Here is a 25,897-nt window from a genome sequence, read left to right on the forward strand (position 1 = left end):
CGGCCCGCACTGGCGGCTCAAGGTCGAAACGTTCAAGGCAGGCGCTCGCAGCCGGAGGTATCGAGGTTTCCCAGCAAGGCGTGCACCGTTCCCTGACCCGGTATCTCCAGTGTCGGCGCAATAGCGGACAGCGGCAGCAGCACAAAGGCGCGCTCGGCCATGCGCGGGTGCGGCAGGGTCAACTGCTCATCGTGGCGAGTCACGCCATCCATATGAAGCAGATCCAGATCCAGCGTGCGCGGACCATTGCGCTCGGCCCTCACGCGGCCAGCGTCGCTCTCGATTTGCAGCAACGCATCGAGTAACGCTTCCGGCAGCAATGCAGTATCCAGTGCGACAACGGCGTTGATAAATGGCGGCTGCTCGATCACACCCCAGGGCGGCGTCAGATACAGCGGCGAACGCCGTAGCACGCGCGTGGCTGGCAAGGCGTCGAGTGCGTCCATCGCAGCGAGTACCTGCCGCTGCGAGTCACCCAGATTGCTGCCCAGCGCGACGTAAGCCAGCGTCACGCCGGGCCCGATTTGTCGCCCGGCTTGCGCCGGCGGCGCCGGGGCCGTGGCGGCTTGGCCGAGGTCGCCACCACGTTGTCGCTGGGATAATTGCCGCCGCCGGCAGGCAGCGCCGCCGCCAGCACGTCCTGCGGCAGCAGCTGCGCATGCGCCCACCACTGGCCCAGCTCGCGCATCGCCGGCGACTCGTCAGCGCGCAGCAGCAGAAAGTCGAACGCGGCGCGAAAGCGCGGCTGGGTCATCAGACGGAACACGCGCTTGCGCTGGATCTGCTCGAAGCGCGGCTGCAGCGACCAGATCTCTTCCATCGTAAAGGTGAAACGACGCGGGATCGCCACCCGTTGGCACTGCTCGGCTACCACCTGCGCCGCGGCGCGCGCCCAGGCTTCGTTGCCATCCATGCCCTGACCTATCCACTGGTGCGCAAGATCCCGTACTTCGCCCCACAACAGTACCGCAAACAGGAAGGCCGGCGTGACCGATTTGCCTTCGGCGATGCGCGTATCGGTATTGGCCAGACCCTGCTCGACCAGCGAACGCAGCGCCTGATCGCCACGCTTCAGCGCGCGGGCGGTGGCCGGAAACAGAAACTTCAGCAGGCCGCATTTTTCGAGCATGCGGAAGCTTTTCAGCCCCTGGCCGCCGAGGAACATCTTCAGCGATTCGTCGAACAGTCGCGCCGGTGCGGCCTCGGCCAGCAGTGGCCCGAGCGTCTCGAACGGCGCCATCGCGGCAGCATCGATCCGCATGTCGAGCTTGGCTGCCAGACGCGCGGCGCGCAGCATGCGCACCGGATCTTCGCGATAACGCGTGACCGGGTCGCCGATCAGTCGCAGCACGCGGTCATCGAGATCCCTGCTGCCGTCGACATAGTCGCGCACCGAAAAATCGCTGATGTCGTAGTACATCGCGTTGACGCGGAAGTCGCGGCGAATGGCGTCCTCTTCGATCGTGCCCCAGATGTTGTCGCGCACGATGCGCCCATCGACGATGTGGCGATCGCCCTCGGCACCCTCTTCCCCGAGGCCACGAAACGTCGCCACCTCGATGATCTCCGGCCCGAATACCACGTGCGCCAGACGAAAACGTCGACCAATCAGACGGCAGTTGCGGAAAAGCCGCTTGACCTCGTCCGGCGTGGCGCTGGTGGCGACATCGAAGTCCTTCGGGTGCAGGCCCAGCAGCAGGTCACGGACGGCACCACCGACCAGATACGCGGTGTAGCCCGCCTCGTTCAAACGGTAAAGCACGCGCAGGGCGGCCTTGCTGATGTTCTTGCGGGAGATGATGTGCTGGTCGCGCGGAATGATCCGCAACGTCGGCGTGATGTCGGTGTCGGTCCTTGGTTCTAGGTTCAAGCGGTAAAAATCCTTGCAGGACGATTGGCCGTGAGTTCAATGACTGGATACACTTTCGTCTCAGGTAACGTGCGAATCGATGCGGTGGGTTAGGCCGGAGTACGTCATAAACTGTTGTATATCCAGCATTGCCGGGCGAAACAATTCCGTTATACTAGCGCGCCTCACAGCATAACGCTCCCTTCGTCTAGTGGCCTAGGACACTGCCCTCTCAAGGCGGGAACACGAGTTCGAGTCTCGTAGGGAGCACCATTTGTTTTTGCGATCGTCCATGATCGCCGTCTATGCCTTGACCGGCAGCTTGCAGCTCTCGCCGGAACGTGGGGATCAGAAGCGGCCATCCATGGCCGCACTCTTCACAAAAGCAGCTTCATCTGGCGGGTAACTCATGACCTTTGTTGTCATCGACAACTGCATCAAGTGCAAATACACCGACTGCGTCGAAGTCTGCCCGGTCGACGCTTTCCACGAAGGCCCCAATTTTCTTGTGATCGACCCGGACGAGTGCATCGACTGCACATTGTGCGAGCCGGAATGCCCGATCAATGCGATCTATCCGGAAGACGACGTGCCGGCCGGTCAGGAGTCGTTCGTCGCCCTCAACGCGGAGCTCGCCAAGGGCTGGCCGGTGATCACCGAGCGCAAGGATGCTCCTGCTGACGCGAAGGACTGGGAAAACAAACCCGGCAAGCTCGACCTGCTTCAGCGCTGACGTTCTCCCCGCATTGCAAAACGAAAAAAGCCGCCCTCTCGATGGCGGCTTTTTTGTCGCTCCCCCGCACCATCACGATGCAGGGCAAGCACCGGTTTATTTGTCTTTCTTCTTGCCCAGTTTCGTCCTGAGCGCATCGACCACTTTGATCACCGCAGGCGCATCGCCCTGAGCCCGCACTTCACTGGCTTCCGTACCGCTGCTGTCGATCATGATCTGCACCGGATGCGTGGTCGAACCGGCCGCATCCGTGGGCACCGGCGCGCTCTTCTTGAACATGCCGAAGAAGCCCTTCTTTTTCTGCTGAATCACGGCGTTGGGCACGCTAACCGTATAGGTGCGGGTGGCATCGTCGTGCGCCGTCACCTGGCCAAGGCTGCCGTCAGCCAGCTGGGCACCGACCTGCTTGTAGGCGTCGTCGACGTTACCGGTCATGACGAAGCCATCGGTGATCGCACCGGCCGAACCACCGTTGACGCTGGCCGTCGCCCCGTTGGACGTGGGCTGGTTGCCACCCGGCGGCGGAATCACCAGTGCCGCCGTGGTCGTGGGGCGATCGAGCTGCGGCGGAATCTCCAGCGGCGACTCCTGCTGGGCGGTGTCCCACGCCTTGTGCGAGCGGAACATGCCGCAGCCGGAGAGCAGCAGACCACTGAGGGCCAGAAGCGGCAGGGCCACGAGGAGTGGTGTTTTCTTCATGTAATCGGATTCCGTGAGAAAGTTCAGACAGCCGTCAAGCAGCGGCAGTCGCCAAGGATGCCAGACTGGACAGCGCTTGGTGCAATCGGGCGCGATCCGGACCGTCGTTCAATTCAACCAGAGGCAACCTTGGCACAGCCAAGCCCAGCCCCAAAACCGGCAATCCGGCCTTTACCGCAATCGGGTTCGGCGCACAGTCCAGTGCCTGCACCAGCGGACTCAGCGCGGCATCGCAGCGCGCCGTTTGCGCCGTGTCGCCGGCAAGCGCCGCATCGCAAAGTGCCCTGAAAGCCTGGGGCACAAGATTGACCACCACCGATATTGTACCGCCCGCACCCGCCAGCATGGCGGCACCGGCCGATGCGTCGTCGCCGGAGAGATAGACGAAATCCGGGCTCACAAGTTCCGCGAGGGCGTCAATACGCTCGCGATCGCCGCGCGCCTCCTTGATGCCGATGATGGCCGGATGATCGCGCAGGCTAGCCACGGTCTCCGGCAGCAGATCGCTGCCGGTGCGGCTTGGCACGTTGTACATCAGCACCGGCAGCTCGCCGTGATCAGCCACGTCGAGAAAATGCCGACGCATACCCTCCTGGGTCGGGCGGACGTAATACGGCACCACGACCAGCGCGGCATCGACGCCCGAGGCCTTGGCACGACGGGTCAACGCGATGGTTTTGGCCGTACCCGCCTCGCCGGTGCCGGCAATCACCGGCACCCGTCCGGCGACGCGCTCCACCGCGTACGCCAGCAGCCGATCGAATTCGTCGTGCTCCAGCATATGCGCTTCGCCGGTCGACCCGGCCACCACCAGCGCCTGCGTGCCGCCAGCCAGCTGAAAGTCGATCAGCCGGCCGAAAGCCGGCAGATCGAGCGCGCCGTCTGCCGTGAAAGGGGTAACCAGCGCGCAAATACTTCCGCGAATGTTCAAGAATCGATTCCGCTCCTGGGCAGAACGCACATGTTACTGGCGGCTTCACAAGGCCGGCAAGTAAACCCGATAGAGTAATCTCCCGATTCCGCACCGCGCGGCTTGCTGCCCATACCGTCACCAGGTGGATTTTTTTTGAAACACTCTTCCGCTTCCGCCCATGCCAGCAACGACAACCAGCTGCTGATCCACGCGCTTACCCCCTCGACCAAATCCCCGCTGCTGGCGCTGGCCAAGCGCATCGCCGACGCCGGCTGCAACCTTACCGAGTCGCGAGTTTCCAGCGTTGGCACCGAGGTATCGCTGATGCTGCTGGCCAGCGGCGCGTGGGATGCGCTGGCCAAACTCGAAACCGCGCTGACCAAGCTGGCCCGCGACGAAAGCCTGCGGCTGGTGCAGTACCGTACCGGACCGCGCGAAAACAGCTCGCATCTGCTGCCGTATCTGGTGGAAGTGGTGGCTGCCGACCGGCCCGGCATCGTGGTGCGTATCGTGGAATTTTTTACCCAGCATGGCATCAGCGTCGAACAGCTGAACTCCACTCGCTATCAGGCCATGCAAACCGGGGCCGAGATGTTCCAGGCCCAGTTCACCATTGGCGTGCCGTCGGAAATCCACATTGCCGCGCTGCGCGACGATTTCCTCGAACTGTGCGACGGGCTGAACCTCGACGCGATCATGGATCCGGTGAAATTCTGAAACTCACCCGGCCGTTGAGCATCGCGCGATAACGGCCGGCTGACAAGGACTGTTATCTGCAGTCACGCACGCGCTAGTCTAGCCCCGGGACTTCAGAGGGACGTTGCATTGCAGCCAGCCCATCGATTCACGCGGTCAGCCAACGGCGCACCAGTCGCTGCATCGGCGACACCGTCACTCCAGGCCGCTGCCGTTCGCCCGCAACCCTTCGCTGTTCGCAAGCCCTCCATCCTCTGTTCCGATTCCATTTTCCTCAAAAACATCGATCACGGTGACGTCTCACCGTGCCGGAGTAACCATGCCCGAGCTCGGCAAGAAACTTCCCCCACTGAAAGGCCAGGTCAGCGACGGCAGCGAGTTGCAGCTGGCCAGCCTCAAAGGCCAGTGGGTGGTCGTGTATTTCTATCCCAAGGACAGCACCCCCGGCTGCACCACTGAAGCGAAGGATTTTCGCGACTTGTACCCCGAATTTCGCAAACGCCATGCCGAGGTCATCGGCGTATCGCGCGACTCGCTGAAATCGCACGCCAACTTCAGCGCAAAACAGGAATTGCCGTTTCCGCTGATTTCCGACACCGACGAAGCCTGGTGCCGGGCCTTCGACGTCATCCACGAAAAAGTGCTGTACGGCAAGCGCCACATGGGCATCGTGCGCAGCACGTTCCTGATCGATCCCGATGGCAAGCTCAGCAAGGAGTGGCGCGGCGTCAAAGTAACCGGACACGCGCAAGCCGTGCTCGACGCCATTGCGTCCAAGTGAACTTCGCCCGAGCTTACGTTTTCAAAGTCACGGCAGCCCGGCGTCGCCGCGCCGGTCGCCGCGACTATCCGACGGCGGCAAACCAGCCGCCGTTACTGCGCCAACCACCCACCAGCGAGGACTCTTCCGCATGACCGGAAGCACGCGAATCTACGCTCTCGACACCAACGTCCTGCTGCATGACCCGACCTCGCTGTTCCGCTTCGCGGAGCACGACGTCTTTATCCCGATGACCGTGCTGGAGGAACTGGACGAAAAAAAGAAAGGCGCCTCGGAGGTTTCCCGCAACGGCCGACAGGTCAGCCGGTTTCTCAACGAACTGATCGAGCGCGGCAAGGGCCACAACCTCAACGAGGGCCTGGAGCTTTCCAACCCGCAAGGCATCAATCTCAAGCGCGACAACGCGGTGGGCAGGCTTTATTTCGAGCAGCGCCTCAGCGCCAATCGCGGCAAGGCCGACAACCAGATTCTCGCCTCGGTGATGGAGCTGCGCGATCAGCACGCCGATCGTGACGTCATCCTCGTCACCAAGGACATCAACCTTCGCATCAAGGCCAGCATCGAAGGGGTGGTCGCCGAAGATTACGAAAACGATCGCGCGCTGGACGATTTTTCGCTGCTGTATACCGGTGCCGCGGAACTGCCGGAAAACTTCTGGAACCTGCACCCCGAAGTCAAATCCTGGACCGAGCGCGGCCGCACCTTCTACAAGGTCGATCGCCACGATGACGAAGAATGGCACCCCAACCAGTGCCTGTTTTTGCCGGGCGAAAACGAGGTCGAACTGCGCGTACTGCATCTGGACGACGTCAATGCCACGCTGGTGTTGCTGGACGATCACTCGCACGCCAACCATCACGTGTGGGGCATCGGCGCACGCAACCGCGAGCAGAACTTCGCCCTCAACGCGCTGATGGACCCCGACATCGATTTCGTCACCCTGCTCGGCAACGCCGGCACCGGCAAGACCCTGCTGGCGCTGGCCGCCGGTCTGGCGCAGGTGATGGACCAGCAGCGCTATCGCGAAATCATCATGACCCGCGCGACGGTGTCCGTCGGCGAGGACATCGGGTTCCTGCCGGGCACCGAAGAAGAAAAGATGACGCCGTGGATGGGCGCGCTCACCGACAACCTCGAAGTGCTCGCCAACCCCGAAGACGGCGGCAGTTGGGGGCGCCAGGCGACCAACGACCTGCTTGCCTCGCGCATCAAGATCCGCTCGCTCAACTTTATGCGCGGACGCACCTTCCTCAGTCGCTATCTGATCATCGACGAAGCGCAGAACCTCACGCCGAAGCAGATGAAAACCCTGATCACCCGTGCCGGCCCCGGTACCAAGATCGTCTGCCTGGGCAACGTCGAGCAGATCGACACGCCCTATCTCACCGAAACCACCTCCGGCCTCACTTACGCTGTGGACCGTTTCAAGCAGTGGGAGCACTCTGCACATATCACCCTGCGGCGCGGCGAACGCTCGCGGCTGGCGGACTTTGCGGCGGAGGCGCTTTAAAGGCGGAGAACGGGGGAAAGCGGACTACGGCTAGTCCGTGATTCCGCTCCTTAGTTCCTCGTAACTAATAAAATGAGCACTGCGCGCACTTCCAAGGATCGCGCAGCTTTACCGCAAGTTATTGATCTAAAAATTTAAAATGGACTTTCAATGTGGCCATGTATTTACCTCTACTAATCGATTTTCTGTGCCTGGTTTTCGGTCTTGCCTTGGTTATCTCCGGGATAAGGCTATTTTGGATCGGAGGTAGCTACCTTAAGAAAAAGATGAAATCTCTGCCGTAATTTTTAGCGCGCCCATCTGGATCCGCTCAAGGCTGAAGAGGCAGTCATGGTTGCTGGGGGCAAGCGAGTACAATGATGTTTATCGGCTCTGACGGTTCTAACTGCCTACATGATCTTTACCCCGCGACTTGTCTTGTTGGCGCTATTCGCCTTCTTTGCGCTGTGCGTGCTGCTCGTGCACCTGCGAGGGCGCGTGCGGCTGCGGTTCGATCGGCAGTTGGTGGATCATTCGGCGGTTTTCGCCCCTTACAACCTCTTGATGTACGCCTTCTCGGCAGTGCCGGCGCGGCCGATTCTCGATCGCCGCGGTTTCCCCCAGCTCGACTTGCTGCAGGCCAACTGGCGCGTGATACGCGACGAAGCCATGCATCTGTTCGACGAAGGCTATATCCGAGCGGCGGCGAAAAATGACGACGCCAGCTTCAACAGCTTTTTCAAGCAGGGCTGGAAGCGCTTTTATCTGAAGTGGTACGGCGAGCCGCTGGCCTCGGCCGAAACGCTCTGCCCCAATACAGTGGCGCTGCTGAAGTCGATCCCCAGCGTCAAGGCGGCCATGTTCGCGTTGTTGCCACCGGGTGCCAAGCTCAACCCCCATCGCGACCCCTTCGCCGGTTCCCTGCGCTACCACCTGGGGCTGATCACGCCCAATTCGCCGGCCTGCCGCATTTTCGTCGATGGCCACGAGCACGCGTGGGGCGACGGCAAGGACGTGGTATTCGACGAAACCTACGTGCACTGGGCCGAAAACGGCACCGACCAGACTCGGGTGATCCTGTTCGCCGACGTCGAGCGCCCCTTGCGCACGCGCTGGATGAACGCGATCAACCATCGCGTAGGCGCCTTCATGGGCAGCATCACCGCATCGCCAAACTCGGATACGGACACGGAGAAAACCGGCTTCATCAACCGCATGTTCGCGCTGAGCAAGCGCAAAGGCGATTCGTCGAACTCGTTCAAGGCGCGCTTCAAGAGCCGCCACAAGAAAGTCTACAAAGGCCTCAAATACTTCGGCATCGTTATGATGATCTGGCTGATCTTTCTTGCGCCCTGGCCAATCTTTCGCTGAATGAAGTTCTGAGGCGACTGCATATTCACCAAGAAAAAAGCCGCGGATGGCTCCGCGGCTTTTTCTTTTTGGACGGCTAAACCGCAGACGTCAACTCAGCCCTTGAGACGCTTGACGATGGCGTCCGCAAAGCTGTCGGTGCTGCCCTTACCACCCAGATCCGGCGTAATCTGATCGCGGTCGTTTTCCACCGCGGCACGAATCGCCGCGCGCAGCTGATTGCCCTTGGCGACCATGTCCAGATAATCCAGCATGTCGGCGGCGGCGAGCAGCAGAGCGCAGGGGTTGGCAATACCGCGACCGGCGATATCCGGCGCCGAACCGTGCACGGCTTCGAAGATCGCCGCGTTGATGCCGATGTTGTCGCCCGGCGCCAGACCCAGGCCACCGACCAGACCCGCGCACAGGTCGGAGAGGATGTCGCCGAACAGATTCGTGGTCACGATCACGTCGAACTGATGCGGATTCATCACCAGCTGCATGCAGGTGTTGTCCACGATCATCTCGTTGAACTCGATCTGCGGATATTCCTTGGCGATTTCACGCGCCACGTTGAGAAACAGGCCGGTGCTGGTCTTGAGGATGTTCGCCTTGTGCACGGCGGTGATCTTCTTGCGGCCTTTCTTCACCGCCATCTCGAACGCGTAACGCACGATGCGGGTGCTGCCCTTGCGCGTATTGCGGATGATCGACTGAGCGATCTCGCCATCTTCGGAGAGCGTCTGGCCTTCGGCGAGATACGCGCCCTCGGTGTTTTCGCGCACCGTAATGATGTCGATATTCTCGTAGCGCGACTTGGTACCGGGAAAACTGATCGCCGGACGCACATTGGCGTACAGGTCGAAATGCCGGCGCAGGGTCACGTTGACGGAGGTGAAGCCACCGCCGATCGGCGTGGTCAGCGGGCCTTTCAGCGCCACCTTGTGCTTACCGATGACTTCCAGGGTCGAGGCCGGTAGCAGGTCGCCGTGCTTTTCCAGCGCAACCATGCCGGCATCGACAAAGTCATACGTCAGATTACAATCGAGCGCATCGAGCACGCGCAGCGTAGCTGTCATGATCTCCGGGCCAATGCCATCACCGGCGATCACAGCAATCGTCTTGCTCATGGGGAAACTCCTTGAAACGGGGAATCGAGCAGCGCACGCAGGGGGAGGAAGAAACAAAGGCGGCGCTGATAACCTGTCGATTATCGCCGATGTGGCGCGATGCGGCCAGTGCGGGGGTTCGCTTCGGTGCTGAAAATACTCGCACGCAGCGTTGCAAAAAGGCGCATGGGCGCGGAACGACCACCCGGTGAAAGCCAGACGACACAAGGCCTTCCCGATAAATACGCCTTACCGCGCCTGCCGAAAGAGGCCGCGCGAAGCGCGGCCCTCGAACGATTAATTGGTCGAGTGATCCGCACAACCGGCAGCATCGCTGGCCGCGCCGGCTTCGAGCTTGTCTAGCAGATCGACGCCGCGGCGCAGATGCGGAATCACGATGGAGCCGCCGACGACGAGAGCCACGCTGAATACCTCGAAGAACTCGTTGCGCTGCACGCCGGCTTCCTTGCACTGGGCGATGTGGTAACTGATGCAGTCATCGCAACGCAGCACCATCGACGCCACCAGGCCCAGCATCTCCTTGGTTTTGACGTCCAGCGCGCCGGCCTTGTAGGTCTGCGTGTCAAGCGCGAAGAACCGGCGGACGACCTGATTGTCCTCGGCAAGAATGCGGTCGTTCATACGCTGGCGAAATTCGCTGAACTCGGCGAGGCTGTCGCTCATGCGGACAGCTCCAGCAGCTGGGTCAGCTTGCCGCTGCGATCGGCGGCGACCAGATCATCGAAGCCGCCGACGTGCTGATCGTTGATGAAAATCTGCGGCACGGTGCGCCGGCCGCCGCTGCGGGTCAGCATGGCATCGCGCTGCACCGGGTCCGTATCGATGCGCACTTCCGTCCACTCCAGCCCCTTGGCCTTGAGCAGATTCTTGGCCGACACGCAGTACGGGCAAACGGCGGTGGAATAGACCTCGATCTTGGACATGACGACACTCCGGAACGGTAGGAACGATGGCAATTATTTGGGGGCAGACGCGCCGCGGCTCAAGCCTTCGTCGGCGGGAACCGCTGCAATCCGGCGCGGTCTCGGTGGTATTGTCGCTTACCTATGACCATGGCACCACGACGACTGGTTCAACGCCTGCTGGCGCGACGTCTGCTGACCGCCGTGCTGGCGGCCGGCCTGACCTGTGCCGCCAGTGCCCAGCAGGACGTGCGCCTGCCCGATCTGGGCAGCTCGGCCAATGCGCTGATCTCGCCACAGGAGGCGCAGGATTACGGCGCCGCCATGCTGCATCAGATGCGCGCGCTTGATCTGGTCGTCGACGATCCGCTGCTGGACGACTACATCAACGACCTGGGCTTTCGACTGGTCGCCAGCAGCGACAAGCCGAAAGATCACTTCGCGTTTTTCGTGGTGAAAGATCCCGAGATCAACGCGTTCGCGGCGCCGGGCGGCTATATCGCCGTAAACTCCGGCCTGATCACTATCACCCGCAACGAAAGCGAGCTGGCCGGCGTGATCGCCCATGAAATTGGCCACATCACGCAAAACCATCTGGAGCGGGCGTTCGAGGATTCCAAAAAGGATGCGCCGCTGATGGCGCTGGTGCTGCTCGGCGCCATTCTCGCCGGCGCCGGCGGCCACGCCGGTGACGCGCCGGTCGCGGTTCTGGCCGGCGGGCAGAGTCTGATCGCGCAGAAGTCGATCAACTTCACCCGCCACGACGAGATCGAGGCCGATCGGGTGGGTATTCAGACCCTAGGCCGTGCCGGCTTCGATCCGAATGCCATGGCGACCTTCTTCGAGCATCTGGAAGACGTCACCAGCGCCGACGCCGGCGGCATCCAGACGCCGTCGCTGCTGCAGTCGCACCCGGTGACCACCGAGCGCATCAGCGACGCGAAATCCCGCGCCGGCTCGCTAATAGCTGCGCAGAAACTTCGCCCCACCGTGTCCAGCATGGACCAGAGCCAGTGGGAGAAAATCACCGCACCGGTGCCGTTCGTCCGCGACCCCTCGGTGCTGACTGCCAGCACGAAAACACCCGATCAGCTGGACACCTACTCGCTGATGCGTGAGCGCACGCGGGTGCTGGCCGACGACGCGTCCAAAGTGGCGCTCTACTACGCGTCCAATCTGAAAGATCAGTACGGCTTCGACACGCCGGCGACGCACTACGGCTATGGGCTGGCGCTCACCCGCAGCGGTCGCGGCGCACAGGCGATCGAGCAGTTGCAGCCGCTGCTGCAGTCGCACGGCGGCAACCTGATCCTGAAGCTCGCCATGGCCGATGCCCGCCTGCAGGCCGGCCAGCGCGGCGCGGCGCTGGCCATGTACGAGGAGCTGACCACGCAGTCGCCGCGCAATCGGGCGGTGGCGCTGGCCTACGCCGATGCGCTCGTGGCCCGCGGCGACAAGGCGCAGGCCACGCAGGCGGCGAACCTGCTGCGCCCGCTGCTGGACAATGCCGACGAGCCCGAAATCTACAGCGCCTACGCCCGTGCCAGCGAAAAGGCCGGCGACAGCGTGCGTGCCGGGGAAGCCTTCGCCGACGCCAGCTATTACGCCGGCCGGCCGTTCGATGCGATGGAGCAACTGAAGCGGATGCTCGAGCGCAGCGATCTGGACTACTACGCCAGGGTACGCATCCAGTCGCGCATCAGCCAGCTGACCCCGCTGGTGATGGAGCTGCACAAGCGCCGGATCAGCACCGACGACAACCCCGACGGCCGGCAGCAGCCGCGCCAGAATCAGTTGTGCAGCGACCGATTGTGCTTCGGCGCCCGCTGACCGACGCCGTCCCTGCCAGCCACCGGCCTGCCGCGGGCGACCAGGCTTCGTGACAATCCGGCACGATTGGGCTAGAACGAAGTGACCCATGTCATCGACACGTAACATTGATGGGTTGCAATACTCCCGTCATAAGCCACCGGCAGACCACCGCGTGCACAAGCGCATTTTGATCGTTGAAGATGAAGTCTCGATCCGCGAGATGATCGCCTTTGCCCTGCGCAAGGCCGGCATGGACGCGATGCAGGCGGCCGATGCGCGGGCGGCCCAGCTGGCTATTGCCGAACAGGTGCCCGACCTGATCCTGCTCGACTGGATGCTCCCCGGCACCAGCGGCCTGGAGCTGGCGCGGCGCATGCGCAAGGAAGAACTGAGCCGCGAGATCCCCATCATCATGCTTACCGCGCGTGGGGAGGAGATGGACCGGGTCAATGGTTTGGAAGCCGGCGTCGACGACTACGTGGTCAAACCCTTCTCCACGCGCGAGCTGATTGCCCGCATCAAGGCGGTGCTGCGCCGCAGCCAGGGTGACGACGGTTCGGGCATGGTCGAACTCGGCGGCCTGCGCATCGACGGTCCCGCGCACCGCGTGTTTGCCGGCGAAGACGCGGTGCCGATCGGACCGACCGAGTATCGCCTGCTGTATTTTTTCATGACCCATCCCGAGCGCGTGTATTCGCGCACGCAACTGCTCGACCATGTCTGGGGCGGCAGTGTCTACGTGGAGGAGCGCACGGTCGACGTGCACATCCGCCGCCTGCGCAAGACGCTGGAGCCGTGGAAGCTGGACGAAATGGTGCAAACCGTGCGTGGCACCGGCTACCGGTTCTCCGTCAACGCCTGAAGTCGTGCATGGCTGAGTCACGCATGCCCTGCCCGATAGCCATGGCTCGGCTCGCCGGGGTTGCGGCGACGCAAGCTTTTGCCGATGCTGGCCGCCCGGCCTGCAAGGCCGTCCAGCCAAACGCCTCATGGCACAACCTGCCGCTTCATCGCTCGCAAAATTGTCAATGGCTCTAACGGCGGCATTAGCCGTTGGCGCACTGCTGGGCTGGTTGGCCGGCGGCCATATCGCTACCGGCGTGGCGGTTGTCGCGCTTTTCGAAGTCGTCTTGCTGCTGACTCGAATTCGTCATCAAACGCAGCACATCATGCCTATATCCGCTGGCGTCAGCCCTCTACAGCATGACCGTTTCATGACACGTTCCCGACGTATTGCCTCCAGCTTGCGCGATCTGCGCAACGCCGCCAGCCATCTTCCCGATGCGGTGGTACTGCTCGATCAACAGCAGCAGGTGCGCTGGTTCAATCACGCCGCCGAGAACCTGCTCGGCCTGCGCCGGCCGCGCGACCGCGGCGTGCTGCTGCATCAGCGCCTGGCCTCCTCCGACCTGTCCGGCTGGTTGCAGGACGGCGCGCTGGAACCGATCAACGACGTGATCGCCCCGGGCCATCCGGAAAGCCAGCTCAACGTCAGCATGCTGCCGTTCGGTCGCCGCCAGCATCTGCTGCTGGCGCGCGACATCAGCCATCTCAATCGGCTGGAACAGATTCGCCGCGACTTCGTCGCCAACGTCTCGCACGAGCTGCGCACGCCGCTGACGGTCATCCACGGCTATCTCGAACTGATCGACCCGGAAGACGTACCCGAACTGGCGCCGGTGCTCGGCGAGATGCGCGCGCAGTCCAAGCGCATGGGCCAGATCGTGGAAGACCTGCTGACTCTTTCGCGGCTGGAAACCCAGCACCAGATCGCCGACGAGCGCGTGCCGATGGCCTCCCTGCTGGCGACCGTGCGCAAGGAGGCCGAAGCGCTCAGTCAGGGCCGGCACCAGATCGCGCTGGAGTCCACCGCAGAGGCCGACCTGCTCGGCTCGCCGAAAGATCTACACAGCGCGCTATCCAACTTGGTCAGCAACGCCGTGCGCTATACGCCGATCGGCGGCAGCATCACCATCCGCTGGCGGCGCACGCCGCTGGGCGCAGCGTATTCGGTCACGGATACCGGCTTCGGCATTCCGGCCTCGCATATCGCACGACTGACCGAGCGCTTCTACCGGATCTCCTCCAGCCGTTCGCGCGACAGCGGCGGCACGGGCCTGGGCCTGTCGATCGTCAAGCACGTGCTGAACCTGCATCAGGCGCAGCTGCAGATCGAAAGCACGCCGGGCGTGGGCTCAACCTTTGCCTGCCATTTCGGCAACGCACGCCTGCTTACCGCGGGCGGCAATGACGAGAGCTGAACTCCCTGATCGCACCGTGTGTATTTGGCCAGCAGCATGGGCCAGAATGACGATATGCCACGTCGCTCACCTGCCCCCTCACCACCGATCGAGCCATCGCCGATCGATTTGAGTGCACCCCACCTATATCTCAGCAGCGAACTGGCGACGCTGGAATTCAATTTCCGCGTCCTGGCAATGGCGCGCGACATGTCGGTGCCGATACTCGAACGGTTGCGTTATCTGAGTATCGTAGCCAACAACCTCGACGAATTTTTCGAAGTGCGCGTGGCAATGCTCAAGCATCACCACGCCTACGGCACGTCGGCGCCGGGACCGGATGGCATCACGTCGGGCGAATTGCTCTCGAGAATTCGCAAGCGCGCGCTTGAACTGGTCACCGAGCAGTTCACGACCTGGCAGGAACACCTCATTCCACAGCTCGACGCGCACAACGTGCGCGTACTGACGCGCACGCAGTGGACGTCAAAACAGCGCCGCTGGTTGCAGGGCTATTTCGAACACGAGGTGCTACCGGTGCTGTCGCCGCTGGGGCTTGATCCCTCGCACCCGTTTCCGCGCATTCTCAACAAGACGCTGAATATCGCGGTGGTGCTGAAGGGCCGCGACGCCTTCGGCCACGAAGGCCATATGGCCCTGGTGCGCGCGCCACGCTCGCTGCCGCGGATCATCCGTGTGCCCGACGAGGTCAGCGGCGACGGCGATCACTTCGTGTTTCTGGCCGAGCTGCTGCAGGCGTTCACCGACCTGATGTTTCCCGGCTTCAAGGTGGTTGGCTCGTACCAGTTCCGCGTCACGCGCAACAGCGAGTTGATCGTCGAGGAGGCCGAAGTGGAAAACCTGGCTCACGCGCTGAGCGAGGAGCTGATCGGCCGCGGCTACGCGCGTCCGGTGCGGCTGGAAATCGCCAACGATTGCCCGAAGGCGATCACCGCGATGCTGACGCGCAACTTCGAGCTGGAAGACACGGACGTCTACCGCTGCGACGGCCCGGTCAACATCATTCGCGCGCAGCTGATCTACGATCTGCTCGATCGGCCCGAACTGAAGTTTCCACGCTTCAATCCACAGCTGCCGGCGGCGCTCGACGGGGCGAAGAACAAGTTCGACCTGATCAGCCAGCGCGACGTGCTGCTGCATCACCCGTATCAGAACTTTGCCGCCGTGGTCGATCTGTTACGCCAGGCCAGCGTCGATCCGCAGGTACTGGCGATCAAACAGACGCTTTACCGCGCGGGTGAGGACACACCTTTGGTCGGCCTGCTGGTGGACGCGGCGCGCAACGGCAAGGACGTGACCGTAGTGATCGAGCTGCGCGCGCGCTTCGACGAAGCGGCGAACATCCAGCTCGCCGTGCGCCTGCAGGAGGCGGGCGTGCAAGTGGTGTATGGCGTGGTCGGCTACAAGACCCACGCCAAGATGATGCTGATCGTGCGGCGCGAGGGCGACGGGCTACGCCGCTACGCGCACCTGTCGACCGGCAACTATCACCAGATCAACAGCCGCACCTACACCGACATTGGCCTGATGACGGCCAACCCGGCCATCGGCGAAGACCTGCACAAGATCTTCCAGCAGCTGTCGGGCCTCGGCCCGATGATCAAGCTCAACTGCCTGCTGCATTCGCCCTTTACGCTGTATACCGGCCTGGTCGCCAAGATCGAGCGCGAAACCGCGCACGCGAAAGCCGGTCGTGCGGCGCGCATCGTGGCCAAGCTCAATGCGATGAACGAGTCGCACGTGATCGAGGCGCTGTACCGCGCCTCGCAGGCCGGCGTGGAGATCGACCTGATCGTACGCGGCGCCTGCACGCTGCGACCGGGCCTGCCCGGCATCTCCGAGCGCATTCGCGTGCGCTCGATCATCGGCCGCTTTCTCGAGCACAGCCGCGTGTACTGGTTCGCCAATAACGACGAGCCTGAGCTCTACTGCGCAAGCGCCGACTGGATGGCGCGCAATCTGATGCGCCGTATCGAGATCGCGTTTCCCATTCTCGACGCCGAACTGTCGGCCCGTGTGTTCGAAGAAACCCTGGCCGGTAGTCTGGCCGACAACACGCAGGCATGGCTGCTCGACAGCGACGGCCGCTATGCGCGCGCCGAGCCCGGCAACGATCCGCCCTACAGCGCGCAGCAGAGCCTGCTCGATCGATACTGCCCTTGAGCTTTTCCACGCGTAGAAACATCTCAGTGGCCATGGATGACATCAGACTCACGCAGGCATGCGAGAATCCGCCTTCATTCGATCAGGGAGGCTTGACGTGAGCCCAGCCGATGCCACACCGATCCGCGACGGCGAACTGATTGCCGCCGTGGACATGGGTTCCAACAGCTTCCACATGGTGGTTGCCCGTATGGAACACGGCGAACCTCGCGTGATCGATCGGCTGCGTGAAAGCGTACGGATGGCCGCCGGCCTGCGCGCCGACGGCACGCTGGACGCCGAGCGCCGCGCCCGTGCAATGAACTGCCTGGCGCGCTTTGGCCAGCGCATCGCCGGCCTGCCCTCGCTGCGCGTGCGCGCGGTGGCCACAAACACCGTGCGCCGGCTCGCATCGCCGCAGACGTTTCTGACCGCCGCCGAAGCGGCGCTCGGCCATCCCATCGAGGTGGTTTCCGGCCGCGAGGAAGGCCGGCTGATTTTTCTCGGCGCCGCGCACGATCTGCCCGCCTCGCGCGAGCCGCGGCTGATCATCGACGTCGGCGGCGGCAGCACCGAGTTCATCATCGGCCGCGGCCTGGCGCCGCTGCATACCGAAAGCGTGCAGGCTGGCTGCATCGCCTCGACGCTGCGCTTTTTCCCCGGCGGCAAGCTCACGCGTAAGCGCTGGCAGCGCGCGCGCAGCGAGATAGGGGTACTGCTGCAGCAGTTCGACGAGGACTATCGCGAAGCCGGCTGGCAGGACGCCTACGGTTCGTCCGGCACGGCAAAATCCATCGGCGCGGTCGTGCAGGCGATGAAATTTTCCGATGACGGCATCACACCGGCGTCGCTGGCGTCGCTGCGCGAAGCCATTCTGGAACAGGGCCAGATCGGCCTGCTGAAACTGCCTGGCTTGGTCGAGGACCGTGCCGCCGTCTTCGCCGGCGGCGTGGTGATCTTCGAGGCCGCGTTTGCGGCACTGGGCATCGAACGCCTGCGCGTGTGCGAAAGCTCGATGCGCGAAGGGCTGATGTGGGATCTGATCGGCCGCGCCGGCGGCAGTGACCCACGCACGGCCAGTATCGATGCGCTGGCGACCCGCTACGGCGTGGATCGCGCGCAGGCCCGACGAGTCGAGTCCACCGCGCTGATGCTGTTCGATCAGGTGGCCAAGGCCTGGAAACTCGACGCCGACGCGCGCGAATGGCTGTCGTGGGCCGCGCGCGTGCACGAGATCGGCCTCGCCATCGCACACAGCCAGCATCATCATCATGGCGCCTACATCCTGCGCCACGCCGACCTGGCGGGCTTTTCGCGGCAGGAGCAGCAGCTGCTCGCTGCGGTGGTCGAAATGCATCGGCGCAAGCCGGACAAGGCGCTGATCATCACGCTACCGGTGCGCTACCGCGCGCTGGCCCGCTACACCACGGCGCTGCTGCGCCTGGCCGTACTTTTTCGCCGCGCGCGGCGGGCCGAGTCGCTGCCGCCGATGCGCCTGGCCGCTACCAGCCAGAAACTGCGCGTCACCCTGCCACTGGCCTGGTTCGAGCAACATCCACTCAGCGAATCCGACCTGCAGCAGGAGCAGTCGCCGATGGCTGAGCTAGGACTGAAGCTGGATCTGTCAAGCAGCTGAGCAAGCGGCTTTCATGAACCATGCCGGCTGCGTGCGCGTATCATGTTGGCACGCCAAAAAACGCCCGACACTCATGCTCAAATCTCTGCTCGCCACCCTGATGCTTCTCGCGCCACTGGCGCTGCCCGCACAAGCCGCCCAGCCTGCGCCCGCCGCTGTCGCAGCGGCGCCGGACGTGGTTCTGCATACCTCACAGGGCGACATCACCGTCGCACTGTATCCAGACAAGGCCCCCAAGAGCGTGGCCAATTTTCTGCAATATGTGCGCGACGGATTCTACGACGGCACGGTATTCCATCGGGCGATTCCCGGCTATCTCGTCCAGGGCGGCCTCTACACGCGCGATCTGCAGCCCAAGCGCACGCGCTCGGCAGTAGCCAGCGAAGCGGACAACGGCCTGTCCAATCTGCGCGGCACGCTGGTCGTGGCACGCGGCGCCGATCCGAACTCGGGCACGTCGCAGTTCTTTTTCAACCTGGTCGACAACCGTCGGCTGGATTTCACCGGCAACCAGAGCAGCCTGACCTGGGGCTATACGGTCTTCGGCAAGGTCATCAAGGGCATGGACGTGGTCGACAAGATCGCGGCGCTGCCCACGCGCGGGCTGGGTCCATTCGCCGCCGATGTACCCAATCCGCTGGTGGTGATCAACAGCGCCCGCGTCGTGGGCGAAGAGTCCACCGTCGACGACGCTGCCGCGGCGCCGGCCAAGAAAGCCACAAAGCATTAAGGCTGCCCGATGGTCACGCTGTTTATTGCCGACCTGCACCTGGATCCATCGCGTCCGCAGATCACCGAGCTGTTCGAACACTATCTGGCCAGCGACGAAGTGCGCCGCGCCGATGCGCTGTATATCCTCGGCGATCTGGTCGAGGCATGGGTGGGTGATGACGACGATGCCGAGCTGCCCGAACGCATCGCCACGGCGATACGTTCCGTACGAGATGCTGGGGTGCCGGTGTACTTTATGCCTGGCAATCGCGACTTTCTGCTCGGTGAAACCTTTGCACAGCGCGCCGGCCTCACGCTGCTGGAAGACGGCGCCGTGCACGACCTCTACGGTCGCCCCACGCTGCTGATGCACGGCGACCTGCTGTGCACCGATGATGTGGCGTACCAGACCGTACGCCAGCAAGTGCGCACGCCGCAGTGGAAGGCGCAGATTTTGGCCATGCCGCTGGAGGCGCGTCGCGCTTTTGCGACCAAGGCGCGTGAGGATAGCCGCGCGCATACCGGCGCAACCCAGGAAAGCATCATGGACGTCAACGCCGACGCCGTGCAGCAGGCGCTACGCCATGCCGGGGTGACTCGACTGATTCACGGTCACACCCATCGACCTGCGGTGCACGCGCTGCAATTGGACGATCATCGCGCCGAGCGCATCGTGCTCGGCGACTGGTACGAGCACGGCTCTGTGCTCAAAGTCACGCCCTCCGGCGCTGAACTGCACGGACTTTCCGTCAGCTGAGTTCCGCCATCGCCACGCGCGACGTCGTGCGAGGCGCCAGCCAATAGACCTTTGCAAGTCAAGGCTGCGACAGCCAGCGCCCTCGCCGTGAGACGACCGGCTCGCCATAAAGAACGTTTTGTTATGTGCGTATGATGAATACTCATTGCATTTGGACGTCTAAATGTCCAAATCTTGTGTAGTATTTATCACGCAGCCAGCATCGTATCGACGATCGCCATAGGGGCGAAAGACTGCGGCTTTCTTGTTTGATCAGTCGGCATCCGTGCCGCGCAAGTCGTCGTTCGCCATCGACTCGACATCCATGTTTGAGCAAAACGCTCCGAGCTCAGCACACCTTTCCAGGCTTTCGAGAGTCCCACATTGAACAATAGAATAACGCCCAGGCCAAACGCCCTGGCAGCAGCACTAGGCTTTGCGATTTTCGTCGCCGCGGCACCGGTGTTCGCGCAATCGACCACGGGCAGCATTTTCGGCCAGGCACCGGTCGGCGCCAATGAAACTGTCCAGGTAAAAAGCAGCACCGGCATTTCGCGCGTGGTGAATGTAGACAACCACGGCCGCTATAGCGCAGGCGAACTGCCTCTGGGTACGTACACCGTCGTGCTACTGCGCGACGGCAAGACGATCGATACGCGCAGCGACATTAGCTTGCGCGTCGGCGGCGGCACGGAGGTATCGTTTCAGCCAGCGGCGGTCAAGAATCTCAATGCGGTGACAGTCAGCGCCAATCGCCTGCCGCCGATCGATGTCACCAGCGTCGATTCACGCACGGTAATCACCTCCGCCCAACTCGCGCAGCTGCCACTGGGCCGCTCGGCCGAAGCCATCGCGCAGCTGGCACCTGGCGTGGTGAACAATAGCGGCGGCTACGTGGGGCCGACGGGACAATCGCTGGTGAGCTTTGGCGGTTCCGCCGCCAGCGAGAACGCGTATTACGTCAACGGTTTCAACACGACCGATCCGCAGCGCGGCTTCGGTGGAATCACGCTGCCATACGGTGCCATTGAGCAGCAGGAAATCTATACCGGTGGCTACAGCGCGCGATATGGCCGCTCCGACGGCGGCGTGATCAACATGGTCGGCAAGAGCGGCGCCGACCAGTGGCATTTCGGCGGGCAGGTGCTGTGGGAGCCCGAGTTTGCGCATGCCGACGGCACCAATACCTACTACACCAACGGGCTTCCCGCCTCGCCGGTCGCCGGCAATCTGTACGACCCCAACAGCAAGAATCGTCAGTGGACCAAGACATACGATGCCTATGTCGGTGGCCCGCTGATCAAGGACAAACTGTTTCTTTTCCTTGCGGCCGAAACGTCGACTCAGAATGGCGACACGGTCAACAATGTGTCCTATGCGCAACCCTACGTGCGCTACCAGTATCAGCAGCCCAAATGGTACGGCAAGCTGGACTGGAACATCACCGACAGCAATATCCTTGAAGTCACGGGTGCCTCGAACAAGAATCAGACCAACGGCAGCGTGTACAACTACGACTACAACGCGCTGAAGCCCGGCAGCTTCATCAACTATGCCGACAGCATCAAGACCGGCGGCGACGTCTATACGGCCAAGTTCACCAGCTACATCACCGACAGCCTCACGCTGACCACCACCTACGGCAAGATGAAAACCGTCAACTACGATGCGCCGGGCGGTTACGACGGCAGCCTGACCTATCTGAGCAACGTTCAGTATCAGAACCCCGCTTTCAACAACGGCACGCCGATCAGCAACAGTCAGATCACGCAGTCGCTGTACAACGCCAACCGCCATGATGTCAGCAACAATCTGCGCCTCGACCTGACCTACCAGCTCGGCCAGCACGCCATTTCGTTCGGCATCGACAATCAGAACTCGCGCGCCATCGACCAGGGCAGCCAGACCTCGGGACCGGGCTACTATTGGGGTTACGCCTACACCACCACGCCGACAGTGCCGCTGATCCCCAATCTGGGCGTGGGCGCGCCCGCGAATTATCCGAACGGCGCCTCCGGCTATTACGCGATCCAGTACATCAACAGCTCAATCGCCAGCGTGCGCTCGGCCCAACGCGCGCAGTATGTCGAGGACAAATGGCAGGTCAGCGATCGCTGGCTGCTCTCGCTGGGCCTGCGCAACGACCAGTTCACCGACTACAACGCGGACGCACAGTCGTACATCCGCCAGACCACACCACAGTGGGCGCCGCGCCTGGGCTTCAGCTGGGACGTGAACGGCGACGCCAGCTTCAAACTCTACGGCAACGCAGGACGCTACTACCTCGGCCTACCGCTCAACCCCTCCCTGAACGCCGCAGGCGCTTACGTTTCTACCCAGCAATACTTCACTTATAGCGGTATCGCCGCCGATGGCACGCCTACAGGCCTCACGCCCTTCTCCAACGCCGTGTCGTCCAACAACACCTACGGCGTGCTGCCCGACCCAAAAACGGTGACGGCGCAGAACCTGAAGTCGGAGTATCAGGACGAATTCATCCTGGGCTTCACCAAGACGATCAGCGACCAATGGGTGTATGGCGCCAAACTGACGCAGCGCATTCTGCGCAACGCCATCGACGACTATTGCGACGTCACGGCGATCGAGAACAAGGCCGCCACATTGGGTTACGACGTCAATGCGACCAACAGCTGCTATCTGATCAATCCCGGCCGCGCCAATACGTTTACCGTGGCCGATACCGGCGGCACCTACCGCAGTGTGACCCTCACCAATGCCGACGCCGGCTTTCCGCCATTGAAGCGCCAGTACTACGGCCTGGAAACCTTTCTGGAGCATCCGTTCGACGGCACGTGGTACGGCAAGATCGACTACGTGTTTTCACGCAGCTACGGCGATACCGAAGGCCAGCTGCGCTCCGATATTCAACAGACCGCTGCATCCACCAGCATCGACTGGGATTTCCCGGCGCTGATGTCGTACAGCAACGGCGCGCAGAGCAACGATCACACGCATCAGATCAAGATCTTCGGCTACTACCAGCTCACGCCCGAGTGGCAGATCTCAGGCAACATCCAGATTGAATCGGGCAACCCACGCAACTGCCTGGGCTACTACGGCCCCAACCAGACCGATCCGGATGGCTACGGCAGCTACTACCACTGGTGCGGCGGCCAGCCGTCGCCGCCTGGCACGTATCGTCTGCCGTGGAACAAGCAGGTGGACGTGGGTGCAACCTACCGACCGAGTTTCGGCGAGGGCAAGCTGGCGTTCTCGGTGAATGTCTTCAATCTCTTCAATAGCCAGACCATCCTCAACGCCTACCCGTTCTTTCAAATCTCGCCCGGTACGCCCGATCCACTCTACGGCTCCGCCGTGGTGCGGCAGCAGCCTCGTTACGTGCGGCTGAGCGCGACTTACGATTACTGATGACAGCGGCGCTAAGCGGAGGCCTCGCCATCCTTGATGCATGGAGCTGAACACGCCGGCGCCCACTGCGGGATGTAAACACTTCGCTTCATCCAGGAACGGATGAAGCGAAATCGTTCAACCGCCGGCAATGGCCAGCAGCCATTCCGTCGTCAAGGCCGGCACGGTCACCGGCAGCATATGGCCACCGCCGTCCACCAGTTTCAGCGTGGCGTGCGGAATTTTCTGCGTCAGCGCCTCACCGTGCTGCCGATAATCGAGGACCTGATCCTGTCGGCCGTAGAGCACGTCGATCGGCATTCGTAGCGTGCCGTACCGGCTTTCCATGGTCGGCAGATCCTCGGCTGTGGCCAGCATGTCGGACGAAGCCGCGTAAAAACTGTTCGGGCGAAGCCCGAGCAGGCCACCGCCCTTGGTTCGAAAATCCTTCGGCACCGGCTCCGGCCCAAAGACAAAGGCCAACACTTCGGGGCCTTTGCGAATGGACAGCGGCGTGGCGAGCGTGTGGGCGATCGCACGGCGCATCAGCGGCGAGGGAATCATCAGGCCGCGAAAGGATTCCGGTGGTTCGCTCTGCGTGTGCGTCAACGGTGCGACAAGAGCCAATCGTGAAATGGACTGCGGATGATTCAGCCCTACCGCCAGCGCAATCGCGCCACCCAGCGAATGACCGACCAGCAGCGGCTTGTCGAGCTTCAACGCCTCGATGAAAGCGGCAACGGTCGCGGCCTGATTGACGATGGTGGCTGACGAGCCCTCCCCGCGCGTGGAATAACCCGCACCCGGACGGTCAATCAAAATCACCCGATGCGATCGCGCCAGCTTCTGCAGATCGAGATAGGCAAAGTTGAGCAGCTGGCCGCTCAGTCCGTGCACCAGCACGATCGGCGAACCGCTGCCTTGCTCGACGTAGTGAATGCGATCGCCGCCGATATCGATAAAACGGCCGCACGGCGGCAGCGCCCTCTCGACCTTGGCGGCGATATACGCGGAGAACGCGACCAGTGCCGCGATCACCACAACGAGCAAAATGACGATGGAAAGAATAACGGTCACAGGCTGGCACTCGCTTTGGCTGGCTGGCGGGGCTCACGGTTGGCGGAACTCTTCGACACCCGGCGTCGCTCGAACTGCATCGCACCATCTTCGAGTTTGCCGTAGCGAAAAGCGGCGAGGTCACGCGCATAGTTCTGGTGGTAGATCCAGGGCTTGTGCACGCCCTGCTTCGGCAGCTGCGCGGCGGCCCGCTGGATATAGCCTGAGGTAAGGTCGACCGCCGGCTGCGTGCCGGCGTCGGCGCTGTCGAGCACCGGCACGCAAGTGTCGTAGCCGCCGACCTTCATGTGCTCGATCAAACGGCACACGTACTTCGCCACCAGCTCGGCTTTAAGCGTCCACGACGCGTTGGTATAACCGAACGTCGATGCAAGATTCGGCACGCCGCTGGTCATCATGCCCTTGTAAGACACCGTGTCACCGAGATTGATCGTTTTACCATCGACCGTGATGGTCGCGCCGCCGAGCAATTTCAATTTCAGGCCTGTTGCGGTCACGATGATGTCGGCATCGAGCTGCTCACCGCTGCGCAGGCGCAGCCCGGTGCTGTTGAAGGATTCGATTTCGTCGGTCACGATGGATGCCTTGCCCGCGCGAATCGCCTTGAACAGATCGCCATTGGGGATCACGCACAGGCGCTGGTCCCACGGCTTGTAGCGCGGCGTCAGATGCTTGCCCACATCGAAATCCGGGCCAAGCTGCTTGGCCGCCATTTTCAAAATGGCCTTCTTGGCCGCGTCGGGCTTGCGCCGTGCGTAGTTGTACAGATACATGCTGAGCAGCACATTCTTGGTGCGGATCAGCCGGTGCGCGATCTTCGAGGGAAACCAGCTGCGCAGCTTGTCGGCGATCGCGTCGCGCGACGGCAGCGCGAAAATATACGTAGGCGAGCGCTGCAGCATGGTGACGTGCTCGGCCGTTGCAGCCATGGTCGGCACCAGCGTAACCGCGGTGGCGCCGCTGCCGATCACCACCACGCGCTTGTTCGCATAAGCGAGATCGGCCGGCCAGTGCTGCGGATGGACGATCTGCCCGCCGAATTGATCCATCCCCGGCCACTTCGGCTCATGCCCGGTTTCGTAGTCGTAATAGCCGCTGCACATGTAGAGAAAGCTGCAGCTGTAACGCAGCTGCTCGCGACAGCCGTCGACCGTGCGCTCCACCAGCACGCTCCAGCTCGCGGTCGCCGAGTTCCAGTCGGCGCCGAGCATCTTGTGCTCAAACTGGATCTTCTTGTCGATACCGAACTCGTGCGCGGTGTCCTTCACGTAGTCGAGGATGTTCTGACCCTCGGCAATCGCCTTGTCGCCCTGCCACGGGCGGAAGCTGAAGCCCAGCGTATACATGTCCGAGTCGGAGCGCACGCCGGGGTAGCGAAACAGATCCCACGTGCCGCCCAGTGTCGTGCGGCTTTCCAGAATGGCGAAGCGCGTCGACGGCAGCCGATCCTGCAAATGGAAGGCCGCAGCGATGCCCGATAGCCCGGCGCCCACGATTAGCATGTCGTAGTCGACCTCGGTACTAGCCGGCGCACCGGATGATTTGAATTCGCTCATCGATATCATGCGATCTCTCCTGGCGAGGTTTGCTTGCCGCCGTGATTTGGACGGC

General features: G+C 62.6%; 22 protein-coding genes and 1 tRNA gene. 14 read left to right on the plus strand and 9 right to left on the minus strand.

Annotated elements, in window-relative coordinates; all coding sequences use genetic code 11:
- Window positions 1-32: 32 nt before the first annotated feature.
- Together folK and pcnB are read right to left on the minus strand one after the other, a co-directional pair.
- A complete protein-coding gene (folK, locus tag HDE76_RS07610) occupies window positions 33-512 on the minus strand; it encodes a 2-amino-4-hydroxy-6-hydroxymethyldihydropteridine diphosphokinase (RefSeq protein ID WP_184506421.1) in 480 nt (159 codons plus the stop codon).
- Complete coding sequence (pcnB, locus tag HDE76_RS07615) at window positions 509-1,870, minus strand: polynucleotide adenylyltransferase PcnB (RefSeq protein WP_184506423.1); 1,362 nt, start codon at window positions 1,868-1,870, stop codon at window positions 509-511. The genes folK and pcnB overlap by 4 nt, the downstream gene beginning before the upstream one ends.
- Window positions 1,871-2,046: 176 nt before the next feature.
- Between pcnB and HDE76_RS07620 the strand changes: the two genes are divergently transcribed.
- A tRNA-Glu gene (locus HDE76_RS07620) sits at window positions 2,047-2,122 on the plus strand.
- Between the two features lie 136 nt (window positions 2,123-2,258).
- The gene (gene fdxA / locus HDE76_RS07625; protein ID WP_179477212.1) at window positions 2,259-2,582 is read left to right on the plus strand and encodes a ferredoxin FdxA; all 324 of its coding nucleotides are present in this window, start codon (window positions 2,259-2,261) and stop codon (window positions 2,580-2,582) included.
- 96 nt (window positions 2,583-2,678) lie between these two features.
- Here the strand turns inward: fdxA and HDE76_RS07630 are convergent, their stop codons facing one another.
- Both HDE76_RS07630 and dapA read right to left on the minus strand, forming a co-directional pair.
- A complete protein-coding gene (locus HDE76_RS07630) occupies window positions 2,679-3,281 on the minus strand; it encodes a hypothetical protein (protein WP_184506425.1) in 603 nt (200 codons plus the stop codon).
- 34 nt (window positions 3,282-3,315) lie between these two features.
- Window positions 3,316-4,212, minus strand: a complete 897-nt coding sequence (gene dapA, locus HDE76_RS07635) for a 4-hydroxy-tetrahydrodipicolinate synthase (RefSeq protein ID WP_184506427.1) — start codon at window positions 4,210-4,212, stop codon at window positions 3,316-3,318.
- A gap of 135 nt (window positions 4,213-4,347) precedes the next feature.
- On the opposite strand from dapA, the gene HDE76_RS07640 reads away from it, so the two are divergent.
- The 4 genes from HDE76_RS07640 to HDE76_RS07655 all read left to right on the plus strand — a co-directional run bounded on the left by HDE76_RS07640 (window position 4,348) and on the right by HDE76_RS07655 (window position 8,531).
- Window positions 4,348-4,911 (plus strand): glycine cleavage system protein R, encoded by a 564-nt coding sequence (locus tag HDE76_RS07640; protein WP_184506429.1) that lies wholly within the window; start codon window positions 4,348-4,350, stop codon window positions 4,909-4,911.
- A gap of 298 nt (window positions 4,912-5,209) precedes the next feature.
- Window positions 5,210-5,671, plus strand: coding sequence for a peroxiredoxin (locus tag HDE76_RS07645; RefSeq protein WP_184506431.1), 462 nt, complete (start codon window positions 5,210-5,212; stop codon window positions 5,669-5,671).
- Window positions 5,672-5,801: 130 nt separating this feature from the next.
- Window positions 5,802-7,181, plus strand: a complete 1,380-nt coding sequence (locus tag HDE76_RS07650; RefSeq protein ID WP_179477217.1) for a PhoH family protein — start codon at window positions 5,802-5,804, stop codon at window positions 7,179-7,181.
- 393 nt (window positions 7,182-7,574) lie between these two features.
- A complete protein-coding gene (locus HDE76_RS07655; protein WP_184506433.1) occupies window positions 7,575-8,531 on the plus strand; it encodes an aspartyl/asparaginyl beta-hydroxylase domain-containing protein in 957 nt (318 codons plus the stop codon).
- A gap of 95 nt (window positions 8,532-8,626) precedes the next feature.
- On the opposite strand, the gene HDE76_RS07660 is transcribed toward HDE76_RS07655, so the two are convergent.
- From HDE76_RS07660 to grxC, 3 genes are all read right to left on the minus strand, one after another.
- Complete coding sequence (locus tag HDE76_RS07660; protein ID WP_184506435.1) at window positions 8,627-9,640, minus strand: isocitrate dehydrogenase; 1,014 nt, start codon at window positions 9,638-9,640, stop codon at window positions 8,627-8,629.
- A 276-nt stretch (window positions 9,641-9,916) separates the two neighbouring features.
- Window positions 9,917-10,303 carry a carboxymuconolactone decarboxylase family protein gene (locus HDE76_RS07665; protein ID WP_184506437.1) on the minus strand — a complete coding sequence of 129 codons (387 nt, stop codon included), beginning with the start codon at window positions 10,301-10,303 and terminating at the stop codon, window positions 9,917-9,919.
- Complete coding sequence (gene grxC / locus HDE76_RS07670; RefSeq protein ID WP_179477222.1) at window positions 10,300-10,563, minus strand: glutaredoxin 3; 264 nt, start codon at window positions 10,561-10,563, stop codon at window positions 10,300-10,302. Before grxC ends, HDE76_RS07665 begins: the two co-directional genes overlap by 4 nt.
- A gap of 129 nt (window positions 10,564-10,692) precedes the next feature.
- Here grxC and HDE76_RS07675 point away from each other — a divergent pair, with 129 nt between their 5' ends.
- From HDE76_RS07675 to HDE76_RS07710, 8 genes are all read left to right on the plus strand, one after another.
- Window positions 10,693-12,372, plus strand: coding sequence for a M48 family metalloprotease (locus tag HDE76_RS07675; RefSeq protein ID WP_343205676.1), 1,680 nt, complete (start codon window positions 10,693-10,695; stop codon window positions 12,370-12,372).
- Window positions 12,373-12,526: 154 nt separating this feature from the next.
- A complete protein-coding gene (gene phoB, locus HDE76_RS07680; RefSeq protein ID WP_179477224.1) occupies window positions 12,527-13,216 on the plus strand; it encodes a phosphate regulon transcriptional regulator PhoB in 690 nt (229 codons plus the stop codon).
- A gap of 127 nt (window positions 13,217-13,343) precedes the next feature.
- Window positions 13,344-14,615 (plus strand): phosphate regulon sensor histidine kinase PhoR, encoded by a 1,272-nt coding sequence (gene phoR, locus HDE76_RS07685; protein WP_255481475.1) that lies wholly within the window; start codon window positions 13,344-13,346, stop codon window positions 14,613-14,615.
- 54 nt (window positions 14,616-14,669) lie between these two features.
- Window positions 14,670-16,778 (plus strand): polyphosphate kinase 1, encoded by a 2,109-nt coding sequence (ppk1, locus tag HDE76_RS07690; protein ID WP_184506444.1) that lies wholly within the window; start codon window positions 14,670-14,672, stop codon window positions 16,776-16,778.
- Between the two features lie 97 nt (window positions 16,779-16,875).
- Window positions 16,876-18,393: a Ppx/GppA phosphatase family protein gene (locus HDE76_RS07695; RefSeq protein WP_184506447.1), complete on the plus strand. Its 1,518-nt coding sequence runs from the start codon at window positions 16,876-16,878 to the stop codon at window positions 18,391-18,393.
- A 73-nt stretch (window positions 18,394-18,466) separates the two neighbouring features.
- Window positions 18,467-19,123, plus strand: a complete 657-nt coding sequence (locus tag HDE76_RS07700) for a peptidylprolyl isomerase (RefSeq protein ID WP_179477228.1) — start codon at window positions 18,467-18,469, stop codon at window positions 19,121-19,123.
- Window positions 19,124-19,132: 9 nt separating this feature from the next.
- Window positions 19,133-19,861, plus strand: coding sequence for a UDP-2,3-diacylglucosamine diphosphatase (gene lpxH / locus HDE76_RS07705; RefSeq protein WP_184506448.1), 729 nt, complete (start codon window positions 19,133-19,135; stop codon window positions 19,859-19,861).
- Between the two features lie 363 nt (window positions 19,862-20,224).
- Window positions 20,225-23,230, plus strand: coding sequence for a TonB-dependent receptor plug domain-containing protein (locus HDE76_RS07710; RefSeq protein WP_221262327.1), 3,006 nt, complete (start codon window positions 20,225-20,227; stop codon window positions 23,228-23,230).
- A gap of 117 nt (window positions 23,231-23,347) precedes the next feature.
- On the opposite strand, the gene HDE76_RS07715 is transcribed toward HDE76_RS07710, so the two are convergent.
- Together HDE76_RS07715 and HDE76_RS07720 are read right to left on the minus strand one after the other, a co-directional pair.
- Window positions 23,348-24,286, minus strand: a complete 939-nt coding sequence (locus HDE76_RS07715; protein WP_184506450.1) for an alpha/beta hydrolase — start codon at window positions 24,284-24,286, stop codon at window positions 23,348-23,350.
- Window positions 24,283-25,851 (minus strand): NAD(P)/FAD-dependent oxidoreductase, encoded by a 1,569-nt coding sequence (locus tag HDE76_RS07720; RefSeq protein WP_179477231.1) that lies wholly within the window; start codon window positions 25,849-25,851, stop codon window positions 24,283-24,285. The genes HDE76_RS07715 and HDE76_RS07720 overlap by 4 nt, the downstream gene beginning before the upstream one ends.
- Between the last annotated feature and the right edge of the window lie 46 nt (window positions 25,852-25,897).

The organism is Rhodanobacter sp. ANJX3 (assembly GCF_014200755.1).
Lineage (GTDB): Bacteria > Pseudomonadota > Gammaproteobacteria > Xanthomonadales > Rhodanobacteraceae > Rhodanobacter.

Coding starts and splice junctions, on each gene's coding strand:
- HDE76_RS07675 (WP_343205676.1), top strand. CDS start 10,693: ATGGCACCACGACGACTGGTTCAACGCCTGCTGGCGCGACGTCTGCTG.
- HDE76_RS07700 (WP_179477228.1), top strand. CDS start 18,467: ATGCTCAAATCTCTGCTCGCCACCCTGATGCTTCTCGCGCCACTGGCG.
- HDE76_RS07720 (WP_179477231.1), bottom strand. CDS start 25,851: ATGATATCGATGAGCGAATTCAAATCATCCGGTGCGCCGGCTAGTACC.
- HDE76_RS07645 (WP_184506431.1), top strand. CDS start 5,210: ATGCCCGAGCTCGGCAAGAAACTTCCCCCACTGAAAGGCCAGGTCAGC.
- HDE76_RS07630 (WP_184506425.1), bottom strand. CDS start 3,281: ATGAAGAAAACACCACTCCTCGTGGCCCTGCCGCTTCTGGCCCTCAGT.
- lpxH (WP_184506448.1), top strand. CDS start 19,133: ATGGTCACGCTGTTTATTGCCGACCTGCACCTGGATCCATCGCGTCCG.
- ppk1 (WP_184506444.1), top strand. CDS start 14,670: ATGCCACGTCGCTCACCTGCCCCCTCACCACCGATCGAGCCATCGCCG.
- HDE76_RS07650 (WP_179477217.1), top strand. CDS start 5,802: ATGACCGGAAGCACGCGAATCTACGCTCTCGACACCAACGTCCTGCTG.
- HDE76_RS07660 (WP_184506435.1), bottom strand. CDS start 9,640: ATGAGCAAGACGATTGCTGTGATCGCCGGTGATGGCATTGGCCCGGAG.
- fdxA (WP_179477212.1), top strand. CDS start 2,259: ATGACCTTTGTTGTCATCGACAACTGCATCAAGTGCAAATACACCGAC.
- grxC (WP_179477222.1), bottom strand. CDS start 10,563: ATGTCCAAGATCGAGGTCTATTCCACCGCCGTTTGCCCGTACTGCGTG.
- HDE76_RS07665 (WP_184506437.1), bottom strand. CDS start 10,303: ATGAGCGACAGCCTCGCCGAGTTCAGCGAATTTCGCCAGCGTATGAAC.
- phoR (WP_255481475.1), top strand. CDS start 13,344: ATGGCACAACCTGCCGCTTCATCGCTCGCAAAATTGTCAATGGCTCTA.
- HDE76_RS07655 (WP_184506433.1), top strand. CDS start 7,575: ATGATCTTTACCCCGCGACTTGTCTTGTTGGCGCTATTCGCCTTCTTT.